We start from the raw sequence: 12,906 nt of genomic DNA, 5'->3' as shown, positions 1-12,906 counted from the left end.
GGCTGAAGGGGCAGGTGGCGCTGGAGCGGCAGCGAGACAAGGCGGTGCTCTCCCTGGGCGAGAAGATCGCGCAGGCCGGCAGGAGGCGCTTCGTCGGGCGAGAGGCGGAGCTGCGGCTCTTCCGCGAAGCCCTCGGCGACCCTGACACCGCCGTCATCTTCGTCTACGGCCCTGGCGGCATCGGCAAGACATCTCTGCTCGCGCAGTTCGAGGCCATCGCGCGCGAAGAAGGGCTCTCCTGCCTGAAGGTGGATGGCCGGAACGTGGAACCTTCGCCGGACGGCTTCCTCGCGGCGCTGCGTACGGCGGTCCCGGCGCCCGTATTCCCTCAGGAGAGAGCGCTCGACGCTCTCGCCCGGTATGCACCGGGCGTGGTCATGATCGACACGTACGAGGTCCTGGAGCCGCTGGACGGCTGGCTGCGCTCCGAGGTCCTCCCCTTGCTTCCGGCCTCGACGAAGGTCGTGATTGCGGGACGGAACCCGCCGTCGAGGCCCTGGAGGAGCGAACCAGGGCTTGCAGACCTGACGCGCCTTATCAGGCTACGCAACCTGGAGCCGGAGGAGTGCCGCAGCTACCTGCGAGCGCGCGGAGTACCGGAGGCGCGCCACGCCCAGGCGCTGGCGTTCACTCACGGCCACCCCCTGGCCCTGTGTCTCACGGCAGACCTCCTTGCCCTCGGCGGTGAAGGACAGACGGCGCGGCCGGAAAGCTCACCTGACATCGTTGGCGAGCTGCTGCGGGGCTTCATCGAGCGCGTCCCGGACGGAGCGCACCGCGAGGCGCTCGAGGTCTGCGCCCACGCCAGGGTCACCACCGAGGCTTTACTGCGCGCGACCGTGCCCGGCGCGGATGCCTTTGAGCTTTTTCAGTGGCTCCGGGGCCTTTCCTTCATCGAGGCCGGGCCATCGGGGCTCTACCCACATGACCTGGCGCGTGATGTCCTGGACCTCGACCTGCGCTGGCGCAACCGGGAGCGGTTTCGGGAGGTGCATGGGCGTGTGCGCGCGTTCGTCGTGGACAACATCGTGCAGGCGTCAGCGGGCGAGCAGCAGTACCACTTCATGGACCTCCTTTTCCTGCACCGCCACAACGCCTTCGCGCGACCGTTCTATGACGTCAAGTCCCTGGGACGCGCCTACGCTGAGCCGGCGTCTCCGGATGAGCACCCGCGGGTCCTGGAAGCGCTGCGTCGTTTCGAGGGAGAGGGTTCGGCCGAGATCGCGCGCCAGTGGCTGCAGCGCGCGCCTCAGAGCTTTCTGGCGATCCGGAACCAGGACGCTAGGATGATCGGCTTCACGCTCTGCCTCGTGCTCGATGAACCCGCGCTGCTGGACGCGTCCAGCTTCGACCCGGCGCTAGCCGCAGCGTCGCGGTTCGTGCAGGCGCGGGGCGGTCTCAGGCCGGGAGAGCAGGTCATTTACGGCCGTTTCGCGGTCGACCTCGAGCGCTACCAGGAGCTGTCGCCGGTATTCGACGTGCTCGCGGCCGTCTACGGCTCTCGCTGGCTAACGGACCGGCGGCTTGCCTGGAGCTTCATCGCGATGCAGGACCCGGACTACTGGCGGGCCTACTTCCTGTACATAAACCACCGGCTCGAAGAGGCCGCTGACTTCGTCGCCGGCGGACGGCACTTCGGGGTGTTCGCGCACGACTGGCGGGCTGAACCAGCGCTGGCCTGGTTGGACAAGATGGCCGAGCGTGAGCTGGCGGAGGACATGAGCCTGGAAGCGCTGCGAGATGCTCCGCTGGAACCGCTCGTGGTGCCGTCCGAGAGCGAGTTCGCCGCGGCTGTCAGACAGGCGCTTCGCGACTTCCGGCGGCCGGACAGGTTGGCGGCGAGCAAACTGCTGCGCTGCCGCCTGGTGCTCGGGAGCGCGGGTGGCAGTACCGGAGCGGAACGCTTGCAGTCACTGATCCTCGAAGCCGCGAAGTCCCTGAGGGGGAGCCCAAGGGACCGGAAGGCGTTCGAGGCCGTGCTGCACACTTACCTGGAGCCGGCTCCAACTCAGGAGGCCGCGGCCGAGCGCGTGGACATGCCTTTCAGTACCTACCGGCGCTATCTCGCCGCCGGCGTCGAACGCATTACCGCCTGGCTCTGGGAGCGTGAGCTTCACGGGAGCGCCGCGCCGGAGGCGCCGCCGGGCGCCAGGCGGCCAAATTAAGCAGCAACTGAGCACTTTTTGGTCTGGAGAAGCCATCTGCCTCCACTGACCCTTGGATGGCGGCGATAGATGAGGGCGCCAGGTGGGCGCCGGTCTTGTCGCTGACGTCGACGCGGGAGGGAAGGACGATGGAGACAGCTGCAAAGACGACGGCGCTGGGAGTGGCGGAGCGGTACTTCGCAGCCTGGAACGCGCGGGACCCGCAAGCCGTGGCGGCGGCCTTCGCCGAGGGCGGCGTCTACTGCGACCCGGTGGTGCCGCAGGGCGTGTCGGGGCCCGGGGTGGCGGGATATGCCGGCGGGCTAATCCAGGCGTTCCCGGACTTGAGCTTCGAGATCGTGAGCGCCGCGGCAACGGGCGAGCACACGGTCGCGGCGCAGTGGGTCATGCGGGGGACCAACACGGGCCCGCTGATGGGGCAACCACCGACGGGCGCGACCATCGCGCTCCCGGGCGCCGACTTCATCACGGTGGCGGATGGGAAGGTGCGCGCCGTCCAGGGCTATTTCGACCAGAGGCTCCTGGTGGAGCAGCTGGGCCTTCAGGCGATCGTCTTGCCTTACAAGATGGGGCCAGCGACCTTCGGCTATGCCGTCCACGTGCAGGGCCCGAGAAAGACCAGGCCGGGCGCCTACAGCGTAACCGCAGTCCAGGTGCGTGACGACCGCGAGAAGCAGCAGGTAATCGACTACACGCGCCGCATCTGGCCGGAGATGATGGCGCTCCCGGGCTTCATAAGCACGATCAACGCAGTTATTGGCAACCGCATGTTCACGATCACGGCCTGGGAGGATGCCGAGAGCTCGAAGGCGCTGGTCAAGGGCGGCACCCACAAAGAAGCCATGGGCCTGGTCTTCGACGGCAACTTCGCCGAAGGCGGCATGAACAGCGTCTGGACGGCTGACCGCCTCGACAGCCACTGGTCGCGCTGCGGGCAATGCGGCAGGCGGAACTACACCGGCAGGGGCGCCGTCTGTCAGTGCGGCGCCGAGGTCCCGCAGGACTTCCCGTACTTCTAGAGCCCGCTGGCGCTAGTGTATGCGGCGGATCGTCGGCACGAAGGCTGCTACCAGGAGGGTGCAGGCGAGGCAGATCGAGGCCATGATCGTGAGCGCGTCCTGCGGCCCGAGCGCCTCGGCCAGCAGCCCGCCAACCGTGGCGCCGAGCGGGATGAGCCCTCGGTCCAGGCTGAAGAGGCTCATGATCCTGCCCTGCAGCTCGGGCGGCGTCCTTCCGAGGACGAAGGCATTGTTCAGGGACATGAAGGACGTCTGCATGGCCCCGGTCAGGAGCAGGGCCGGTACCACGAGCAGTAGGACCTCTGCCCGCGAGAACAGCAGCAGGCCAAGGCTGAAGAGCGCGATCTGCCCGAGCATCACGAGGCCGCGCCGCCCCAACGTGTCGCCGGCGGTGGCGATAGTCAGCGAGCCGAGGAGGGCGCCGGCGCCGGTCAGCGCGACGAGCAGCCCTGCGCCGGCATCGCCGAGCTCCAGCGCGCGTTTTGCGATCAGCGGCACGAACACCGTCTGATACGGAAAGCCCCACACGAAGAGGATCAGGCTCAAACCCAGGACGTAGAGGATGACGCTGTCACGCCTGACCGCGGCGAAGCCCTCGCGGAGGTCCGCGAGGGCGGAAGTCTGCTGCCTCCGCGTCGAATCCTGCTCACTGCGCCGGAAGTTGATCTGGAAGAGTGAAGCCAGGACGCCGACGTAGATCAGCGACTGGAGCAGATAGAGTTCCCCGTAGTCGAATACCGCCAGGACCAGGCCGGCGGCGGAAGCGCCGGCGATGCGCATGACGTTCATCGCCGCCGAGTTCAGGGCGACAGCGTTGGCGATGCTCTCGCGCGGCACGAGGCGCGGTATCAGCGATTGGCGGGCCGGTTGGTCGAAGGCCATCGCGGAGCCGCCGATGAAGGTCGTCACGAATACCATCCAGGGCTCGATGACGCCAGTCAGGATGACCGCGGCCGTGGTGAGGTGCGTCAGAAGCGTGACCGACTTCGTCACGAGCAGGATCTGGCGTTTGTCAGCGCGGTCCGCGATCACTCCAGCCCAGATGCCGACCAGCAGCATCGGCACCATGCGCGTCGCGGTGACCAGGCCGACGAGGAAGGCCGAGTCCGTCAAGGAGAGCATGAGCAGCGGCCGCGCAAGCTGCTCCATCCACAGCGAGGCTGCCGCGCCGACCTGGCCGAGCCAGAGAAAGCGATAGTCCCTGTAACGAAGGGAGTGGAAGGTCTTGAACTTTGCCTGAGCAGCGGTATCCGGTGGGAGTGCGGCGGCGTCTCTTACCGCCACTTCTTGAGCCATGCCCCGATGCTATGGCGCTACCGGAACACGGTCAAACATGGCGCCCGCCAGACTGCCGGTGCGGCGGCGGCGCACCGCGGCGCGGACGCTCAGGTCGGTGGCAGGCCGATGGCCCCGATCTCGCGCAGACTCGCGATCTCGTCCCAGGTATATCCGGCCTCGAGCAGCACCTCCTCGGTGTGCTGCCCCAGTTCGGGCGCCAGGCTGCGGATGCGCCCGGGCGTCTTGCTGAAGATCACGGGCAGGCCCACCATTTGCACGGGAGGCCCGTCCTCCCGCTCCACCGTCGTGATGTAGCCGTTCTCCAGGTTCTGGGGGTCTCGGGCGACCTCCGCGTAGTCGTTCACGCGCGCGGCCATCAGGTCTGCCCTCGAAAAGAGGGCCACCCACTCGTCAGCGGTCTTCGTCGCGAAGATAGCGTCGAACTCGGCGATGAGCGCTTCGGCGTTCTGAGCCCGGGCAGCGACGGTGGCGAAGCGTTCGTCAGTGAGCCACTCTGGCTTGTCGAGCGCGGCGCAGATGCCTGGCCACCAGCGCTGGCCGTTCATGCCGATGACGAAGTACTTGCCGTCGCTGCCCTTGTAGACCTGCCATGTGGGGCTGTTGCCAGCGCGCGGGCGGCGAGGCGGGACGCGGTTTTCGTTGAACAGACTGGCGGTGATGTTGAAGGACTGGATGCAGAGTTGCCCGCCGAGCAGCGAGGCATCGACTTCCTGGCCTTCACCCGTGACCTGGCGGTGGTAGAGCGCGACCATTAGCCCGAAGGCCATGCTCATGGCGCCCACGTGGTCCGCTGCCGGCACGCCGATCGGCTTTGGCCAGCCGTCAGGGTCGCCGGTGACGCTCATGATGCCGCCGCGGGCCTGGGCCATGATGTCCATGGAGCCGAGGTCGGCGTCTGGCCCCCTGGGGCCGTAACCGGAGGCGCGGCCGTAGATGAGGCGCGGGTTCACCCTCGCGAGCGTCTCGTAGTCGGCGCCGAGCTTGCGCAGGGCGCGCCGCCGCATGTTGCTGACAAAGATGTCCGCCGTCTCGACCAGGCGGTGCAGCACCTTTTGAGCCTCCGGCTTCCGCAGGTCGATGCAGATGGCGCGCTTACTGCGGTTATGGGCATGGAAGTAGGCGCCAAGGGGCGTCCGCCCGTCAGCCGTCAGGCCGCGGCCGGGGTCAGGAGCGTCCGGCCCCTCGATCTTGATTACATCGGCGCCCAGGTCTGCGAGCATCGCAGTCGCGTAGGTGCCTTGCTGCCAGATCGTCATGTCGAGGACGCGGATACCCTCGAGCGGGAACCCCATAGCCTGCCTCCCTCGTTGGCGCGCTTGGGCCAGATTATTCGCCGCCGCCTCCGGGGCAAGCAAGGCCGCGCACGCAAGACGCGCCAGCCTCGACACTCCGGATGGTCCGCGGTGCGCTTGGCGATGGCAGCGGGAAGGGTGCCGGTGATGAAGTTTGACCCACCCCATCCCTTCCGTTACGTTCGACCAAATGGGTGACACCTGGGTCGAACGCGACGGCGTGCGGCTTTTCGTACGGGACCTTGGCGGCGATGGACCGCCGCTCCTCATGCTGCACTCCACGGGCTTCGGGCACTGGATGTGGCAGCCCCACGCGCGCGAGCTTTCGCGCCGGTTCCACGTCTACGCGCCGGACCAACGCGGGCACGGCGACAGCGACAAGGTCGAAGGCTTTGCTTTCGACAACCTGGCCGCGGACATGGAGGCGGTGTTCGCAGCGCTCGGCCTGGACGGTGTCTACGCCATCGGCCACTCCGCCGGCGCCACTACGCTCGCCTACCATGCCGCCCTGCATCCGGGACGGATCCGCCGTCTGCTAATGGTCGAGCCCGTGACGCCGACCGGGCGCGGGGGCCACGCGGCTCCGGCCGGCATGCCGGGGCCGAACGCCATGGCCGACCGGACGCGCAGGCGGCGCGCGTCGTTTGCCAGCCCTCAGGAGATGTTCGAGTCCTTCCGCGACAGGCCTCCCTTCGACAGCTGGACGGAGGAGAGCCTGCGCCTGTACTGCGAACAGGGCACCCGTCCCGCCGAGGGCGGTGTCGTGCTGAAGTGCCCGCCGGAGCTCGAGGCGCGCTTCTACGAGGCGGTGGCGGAGTCCGATGTGTCGGCCCGCTTCGACGCGGTGCGGATACCGGTGCGTGTCCTCTGGGGCGAGCACGGCCACGCCGGAGGCGTCGGGCTCGGTGGGCGGACTGGTACGCTGGTACCCGGCGGTGAAGCCCGTACAATTCCCGGGACGACGCACTTCATACCGATGGAGAAGCCTGAAGTCGTGGTAGCCGAGGCGCTGGAGTTCTTTGGAAAGGACGCGAACTGATGCCGGACTTCCCGCGGGTCGTAGTGACGGGCGTTGGCATCGTCTCCCCTCTCGGCCTGGATACCGGGTCGACATGGGCAGCGATGCTCGCTGGGCAGTCGGGCCTAACGCGCATCACGCACTTCGACCCCACCGGCTTCGACGTCCAGATCGCCGCGGAAGTGAAGGGCTTCGACCCCGACAACTACATGGACCGCCGCACGGCGCGCCGCTCCGGCCGCCACACGCAGCTGGCCGTGACCGCCGCGAACGAGGCGCTCGCCGCGGCAGGGTTAAGGATCGACGACTCGAACCGCGACGCCATAGGCGTAGTCCTCGCCAGCAGCGGCACTCTGTTCACGATCGGTGAGCAGGACAGGGTCATCGAGGAGCGCGGGCCCCAGAGGGTCGACCCGCTCACGGTGCCTCGGGTCGGGCAGTACAGCGCCTCCGCGCGCGTCGGCCGGCTGCTCGAGGTCCGCGGGCCGAACTCGAGTGTGAACAGCGCCTGCGCTTCCGGTGGCGACGCCATCGGCCAGGCCCTGAACATGCTGCGCCTCGGATACGCGCAGTGCATGCTCGCCGGAGGCTCCGAGGCGATCATCACGCCCGTGGCTATCGCGGCCCTCGGGAACCTCGGCGCGCTGAGCAAGACGTGGAACGACGAGCCCCAGCGGGGCTCGCGGCCCTTCGACGCCAAGCGCAGCGGCTTCGTGCTGGGCGAGGGCAGCGCCGTGTTGGTGCTCGAGACCGAGGAGTTCGCGCGGGCCAGGGGCGCGCCGATCATCTGCGAGCTTGCCGGCGCGGCCTGGTCCTTCGACGCAACCGATGACGCCGCGCCGGACGTCGACGGCCAGGCGCTGGCGATGGAGCGCGCGCTGAGGGACTCGCGGCTGGACGCGGAAGAGATCGACTACATCAACGCCCACGGCACATCGACCCAGCTCAACGACAAGACGGAGACGGCGGCCGTGAAGAAAGTGTTCGGCGAGCAGGCCTACGGCATCGCCATGAGCTCCACGAAGTCGATGACCGGCCACCTGGCCGCCGCCGCCGGCGCCCTCGAGGCGGCCGTCTGCGTCCTCACCCTGCGCGACCAGGTGATCCCGCCGACGATCAACCAGGAGTTCCCGGACCCTGACTGTGACCTCGACTACGTGCCGAACAAGGCGCGCAAGGCTACGGTGCGAGCCGCGCTCTCGAACTCGTTCGGCCTGGGGGGCCAGAACTCCTGCCTGGCCTTCCGCCGCTACGCCTGAACGGCGCGCGAGGGCTCCCGGACTAGACAGCAGCCGACTTAGTGTCATAATGACACTTACTGTTCGCGCTTCGGGCCCGCTGGCGGGCCGGATCGAGGTCTGATGCGCTTCTTCGACTACGTGATCGTAGGCTCTGGCATCGCCGGGCTCTACGCCGCCCTCATGGCCCGCGACCACGGCAGCGTGTTGGTGCTGACGAAGGGCAGCATCGACGAGTGCAACACCAAGTACGCGCAGGGCGGCATCGCCGCGGCGGTCGGTCCTGACGACAGCGCCGAGTTGCACTTCGAGGACACGATCGAGGCCGGCGCGGGGCTGGTGGATGAGGAGGCGGCGCGCATCCTGACCTCGGAGGCTGCGGACCGCATCGCCGACCTGGTGCAGTTCGGCGTCCCCTTCGACACCGTCGATGGCGAGGTCGCGCTGGGGCGTGAAGGTGCGCACAGCCGCCCGCGCATCCTCCACGCCGGGGGCGACTCGACCGGGGCGCACATCGAGCTGACGCTGAGCGAGGTCGCGCGCCATTCGCGCGTGACTATTCTCGAGCACAGCCTTGCCCTCGAGGTCGTGATACGAGATGGCGCCGCCCGGGGCATCGTGGCCCTGGACACGCGCGCGAACACCACGGAGGAGTTCGAGGCGCGCCATGTGGTGCTCGCGACCGGTGGCTGCGGGCAGCTGTACAAAGTCAGTACCAACCCGCCCGTCGCGACCGCCGACGGCGTGGCGCTCGCCTACCGCGCCGGCGCCGAGGTCATGGACATGGAGTTCATCCAGTTCCACCCTACCGCCCTGCGGCTGCCCGGCGTACCCGTCTTCCTGATCTCGGAGGCAGTGCGCGGCGAGGGTGGCCGCCTGATCAACAGCGAAGGCCGGCGTTTCATGCCCGACTACGACGAACGTGCCGAGCTCGCGCCAAGGGACATCGTGGCGCGGGCCATCGTCAGCGAGATGGCGAAGACGGGCACGGACCGGGTGTACCTGGACATCACACACCTGCCCGCCGAGCGCACGGCGGCGCGGTTTCCCCAGATCCGCCGCTATTGCGCGCAGTACGGCCTCGACATAACACGCGAGCCGATCCCTGTCTCGCCGGCGGCCCACTACATGATGGGTGGAGTGAGGACCAATTCCTGGGGCGAGACGAACGTGGGCAACCTCTATGCCTGCGGCGAGGTGGCCTGCACGGGCGTGCACGGCGCGAACCGGCTGGCCAGCAACTCGCTCCTGGAGACGGTGGTCTTCGCGAAGCGCGTGGTCGAGCGCACGCTCAGCGGGACCGCCACACCAACGCCTCCTGCCGCTGACGCCCGGCCGCTGCCGGACGCCTCCACGGAGGACCTGAAGGCCGGCATCTACCGCCCGGGAGGCGAGGCGCTGCCGCGTATCGGCGCGCCGGCGCGCGCTTTGCCCTTCGCCGAGACACCGCTTAGCCTTGCGGCGCTGCAGGCGCTCATGTGGGACAAGGTGGGGATCGTACGAAGCGGCGAAGGCCTCGCGGAAGCCGCCCTGACCCTGGCAATGTGGGAGCGCTCTGCGCCGCCACCATCGGACCGCCCTTCACACGAGCTGCGCAACCTCCTCACGGCGGGACGGCTGGTCACTGAGGGCGCGCTCATCCGCCAGGAGAGCCGGGGCGCGCACTATCGCGTCGACTTTCCCCACCCGGACGACGCCTGGAGGCGCCACATAATCTTCCGTCGCGATGCGTGACAGGTTGGACGAGATACCATTCCCCGACCCCGGCCAGGTGTACGACCTCGTCCGGGCGGCCCTGGTCGAGGACGGGGCTTTCCGCGACGTCACTACCAGCGCGATCGTGCCGCCTGACCAGCAGGGGCGGGGCAACTTCCTGGCCAAGGAGAGCGGCGTTATCTGCGGCCTGACCGTCGCGACGACAGCCTTTACGGCAGTCGACCCTGAGATCGAGCTGCGGACGCGCGTGGTGGACGGAGACTGGGTGCACGCCGGGACGGAGTTCGCGTCCGTGGTGGGGCCTCTGGGGGCCATCCTGTCGGCCGAGCGCGTGGCGCTGAACTTCTTGCAGCGCCTCTCCGGCATCGCCACTACCACGCGGGCTTTCGTACAGGCGGTGGCGGGACTTCCGGTGCGCGTGCTCGACACGCGCAAGACGACGCCCGGCTTGCGCGTGCTGGAGCGTTACGCCGTACGCATGGGCGGCGGCTTCAACCACCGCTTCAACCTCGCGGACGGGGTCCTGATCAAAGACAACCATATCGCCGCGGGCCGCTCGCGCGGGCTGAGCATCCCCGATGTGATCAAGCGGGCGCGGGACCTCTCGCCTCATACGCTGCGGGTGGAGATCGAGGTCACGACCCTGGAGGAGGCTCAGCAGGCGATCGAGGGCGGAGCGGACATCGTGCTCCTGGACAACATGCCGCCGCCCTTGATGGCGCAGATAGTGGAGATGGCGCGCGGGCGCTGCCTCTTCGAGGCCTCGGGCGGCGTGACGCTGGAGAACATCCGCGAGATCGCGGAGACGGGTGTCGACTTCGTCTCCTCAGGCTCCCTTACTCACTCGGCGCGAGCGCTGGACATCAGCCTCGAGGTGATGACCGCCGAGCTCTGACCAGCCCTCAGGGTCGAGGCGCCCGCGTGGCTTCGCCAACACCTGTTGGCGAGACCTGCAGGCTGCCCGCGCTTGCCGCATCCGTTGCCCGGCCGGTTCCGGATGGCCCTCGACGCCGCGGACGGGGCCGCTCATGATGGAGCCGTATGGCCGACATCCTCATCCTCACCGGCCCGCCGGGCTCCGGCAAGTCCGCGGTCGCCGAGGCGCTCGGGGAGCGCTACGACCGCGTGGCGCACGTCGAGGTCGAGGTGCTGCGGCGCTTCATCACGCCGACCGGGTTCGCGAAGCCTCACCACCCGGAACGGGAGCACCAGTACCGGCTCGGCATCCGCAACGCCTGCGCCATCGCCCGCAACTTTATCGAGGAGCGCTTCGGCGTGATCATCGATGACATCGTGCCGGACGCGAGCGCGCTCGAACTCTATCTCGAGGGGCTGAAGCCTGCCGGGGTACCGGTGCACTTCGTGCGGCTGATGCCGTCGCTGGAGGTCTGCCTCGAGCGCGACCGCCAGCGAAAGGAGTGGCGGGCGCCGCCCGGCCGTGTCGAGAAGGTCTATCGCGAGATGGAGGCCGCTGGCCCTTTCGCCGGCGTCACAATCGACAGCAGCCAGCAGTCAGTGCAGGAGACGGCGGACAGCGTGCAGGCGGCGACAACCTCCGGCGCGAGCATAGTCTGGCCGCCGCACGCCTGACTCACTCCAAGCGCACCACCTCAGACAGCCAGGGCCCGGTCGAGGAAGGCCGCCTCATCCGCGGCAGCCCCATCCCGCGTGATATCCAGGCCTTCGAGGCGGGCGGCGTTCAGGCTTTCGAGCGCCGCGGCCGATCGAGGTCTTCGCTGTCGAGGATGATGGTCACCGGGCCGTCGTTGAAGACATCGACGCTCATGTGGGCGCCGAAGCGGCCGCGGGCGACCCGTACGCCACAGGCCTCGAGGGCGCTGGCGTAGGCCTCGACCAGCGGCTCGGCGATCTCGGGACGGGCGGCCGCGGCGAAGCTCGGCCGGCGGCCGCGGCGCGTGTCGGCGTGCAGGGTGAACTGCGAAATGACGAGGGCCTCGCCGCCGGCCTCAAGCAAGGACAGGTTGAAGCGGCCCTCCGCGTCGGAAAAGATGCGCAGCTCCGCGGTCTTCGTTGCCAGGCGTCGGGCATCGGCGGCAGCGTCACCTTCGGCGACGCCGACGAAGGCGACGAGGCCAGGGCCGATAGCGCCGACTGTCTCGCCGCCAACGCGGACGGCGGCGCTCGTCACGCGCTGGAGGACTACCCGCACGGCCCGGCGCCAGGGGCGCGAACGAAGACGCACGAGTCGTCCTCGTGCGTTGGGAGGGCGGGCGATCGACTAGTCCTCGGCGCTGGTTGAAGCTGCCGCAGGTTCGCTGCTGCTGCTGGGTGAGGAACCATCCTTGCCGTCATAGCCGCCTACGGTGGCGGAATCGCCGTTCTTGCGGCTGTCCGTGACGTAGAAGCCGCTGCCTTTGAAGACGATTGGCGGCGCGAACAGGACACGCTTGGCCCGGCCGCCACAACGGGGGCAGGGGTGGGTCGAGGGCGCGTCGAAGCCCTCGCGCGTCTCATAGCGGTTGTCGCAGTCTGCGCAGCGGTACTCGTAGGTCGGCACTTCCCGGGTTCTCCTGCGGTAGTTCGTGGGATTATCGAGCCTAGTGTAGCCAAGGGGCAAGCTGTTAGCAATCAAAGGGCGAGAGTGCTAAAGGTTAACCCTACCGGCAGAGCGCCCGGGCGTATATCAGGGACGCGCGCGGCAGGCGTGCGATTGCGCGGCAAGGGGTGCCTACCTAGTCGCCCCGATCTCTGCTGGCTGGTCCTTCGGCGAGACGCTCGGCCGCGGCGACGGTGTTCGCGAGCAGCATCGTCACCGTCATTGGGCCGACGCCACCGGGCACGGGCGTTATCCAGGAGGCGACTTCCTTCACGGCTTCGAAGTCGACGTCGCCAACCATGCGAAAGCCGCTGCGACGTGTGGAGTCCGGCACCCGGTTGTTTCCGACGTCGATGACGACTGCGCCGGGCTTGACCATGGCGGCCGTGACGGCGTTGACACTGCCGGCGGCGACGACGAGGATGTCGGCCTGGCGCGTGTGGGCCGCCAGGTCCCGGGTTGCCGTATGGCAGACGGTGACGGTCGCGTTCGCGCCCGGCTGCTTCTGGAGGAGGAGGGCCGCGAGCGGCTTTCCGACGATGTTCGAGCGGCCGACTATGACGACGTGCTTGCCGGCGGGGTCGTTATCGGTGCGCAGCAGG

At 68.5% G+C, this 12,906-nt stretch carries 12 protein-coding genes; 7 read left to right on the top strand and 5 right to left on the bottom strand.

Annotation, left to right across the window (positions count from 1 at the left end):
* The first annotated feature begins 14 nt into the window (after positions 1 to 14).
* Both VNN10_06585 and VNN10_06580 read left to right on the top strand, forming a co-directional pair.
* Positions 15 to 2,165: an AAA family ATPase gene (locus tag VNN10_06585; GenBank protein ID HXH21678.1), complete on the top strand. Its 2,151-nt coding sequence runs from the start codon at positions 15 to 17 to the stop codon at positions 2,163 to 2,165.
* Positions 2,166 to 2,293: 128 nt separating this feature from the next.
* Complete coding sequence (locus tag VNN10_06580; GenBank protein HXH21677.1) at positions 2,294 to 3,184, top strand: ester cyclase; 891 nt, start codon at positions 2,294 to 2,296, stop codon at positions 3,182 to 3,184.
* A gap of 12 nt (positions 3,185 to 3,196) precedes the next feature.
* On the opposite strand, the gene VNN10_06575 is transcribed toward VNN10_06580, so the two are convergent.
* Positions 3,197 to 4,480 (bottom strand): MFS transporter, encoded by a 1,284-nt coding sequence (locus VNN10_06575; GenBank protein ID HXH21676.1) that lies wholly within the window; start codon positions 4,478 to 4,480, stop codon positions 3,197 to 3,199.
* A gap of 89 nt (positions 4,481 to 4,569) precedes the next feature.
* Positions 4,570 to 5,775, bottom strand: coding sequence for a CoA transferase (locus VNN10_06570; protein ID HXH21675.1), 1,206 nt, complete (start codon positions 5,773 to 5,775; stop codon positions 4,570 to 4,572).
* Between the two features lie 190 nt (positions 5,776 to 5,965).
* On the opposite strand from VNN10_06570, the gene VNN10_06565 reads away from it, so the two are divergent.
* From VNN10_06565 to VNN10_06545, 5 genes are all read left to right on the top strand, one after another.
* Positions 5,966 to 6,814: an alpha/beta hydrolase gene (locus VNN10_06565; protein HXH21674.1), complete on the top strand. Its 849-nt coding sequence runs from the start codon at positions 5,966 to 5,968 to the stop codon at positions 6,812 to 6,814.
* Positions 6,814 to 8,052 carry a beta-ketoacyl-ACP synthase II gene (gene fabF, locus VNN10_06560; protein ID HXH21673.1) on the top strand — a complete coding sequence of 413 codons (1,239 nt, stop codon included), beginning with the start codon at positions 6,814 to 6,816 and terminating at the stop codon, positions 8,050 to 8,052. The genes VNN10_06565 and fabF overlap by 1 nt, the downstream gene beginning before the upstream one ends.
* A 102-nt stretch (positions 8,053 to 8,154) precedes the next feature.
* Positions 8,155 to 9,765 (top strand): L-aspartate oxidase, encoded by a 1,611-nt coding sequence (nadB, locus tag VNN10_06555; protein ID HXH21672.1) that lies wholly within the window; start codon positions 8,155 to 8,157, stop codon positions 9,763 to 9,765.
* Positions 9,758 to 10,642 carry a carboxylating nicotinate-nucleotide diphosphorylase gene (gene nadC, locus VNN10_06550; protein ID HXH21671.1) on the top strand — a complete coding sequence of 295 codons (885 nt, stop codon included), beginning with the start codon at positions 9,758 to 9,760 and terminating at the stop codon, positions 10,640 to 10,642. The genes nadB and nadC overlap by 8 nt, the downstream gene beginning before the upstream one ends.
* A 146-nt stretch (positions 10,643 to 10,788) precedes the next feature.
* Positions 10,789 to 11,337 carry an AAA family ATPase gene (locus VNN10_06545; GenBank protein HXH21670.1) on the top strand — a complete coding sequence of 183 codons (549 nt, stop codon included), beginning with the start codon at positions 10,789 to 10,791 and terminating at the stop codon, positions 11,335 to 11,337.
* A 109-nt stretch (positions 11,338 to 11,446) separates the two neighbouring features.
* Here VNN10_06545 and dtd read toward each other — a convergent pair whose 3' ends face one another.
* The 3 genes from dtd to VNN10_06530 all read right to left on the bottom strand — a co-directional run.
* Positions 11,447 to 11,917: a D-aminoacyl-tRNA deacylase gene (gene dtd, locus VNN10_06540; protein ID HXH21669.1), complete on the bottom strand. Its 471-nt coding sequence runs from the start codon at positions 11,915 to 11,917 to the stop codon at positions 11,447 to 11,449.
* 69 nt (positions 11,918 to 11,986) lie between these two features.
* Positions 11,987 to 12,265 carry an FmdB family zinc ribbon protein gene (locus tag VNN10_06535; GenBank protein HXH21668.1) on the bottom strand — a complete coding sequence of 93 codons (279 nt, stop codon included), beginning with the start codon at positions 12,263 to 12,265 and terminating at the stop codon, positions 11,987 to 11,989.
* 175 nt (positions 12,266 to 12,440) lie between these two features.
* Positions 12,441 to 12,906: bifunctional 5,10-methylene-tetrahydrofolate dehydrogenase/5,10-methylene-tetrahydrofolate cyclohydrolase (locus VNN10_06530; GenBank protein ID HXH21667.1), on the bottom strand; the 466-nt coding region annotated here is incomplete at its 5' end.

It is taken from the genome of Dehalococcoidia bacterium, from assembly GCA_035574915.1.
In the GTDB taxonomy this organism is placed as follows: Bacteria; Chloroflexota; Dehalococcoidia; order DSTF01; family WHTK01; genus DATLYJ01.
This window is presented reverse-complemented; position numbering and strand designations above follow the sequence as displayed.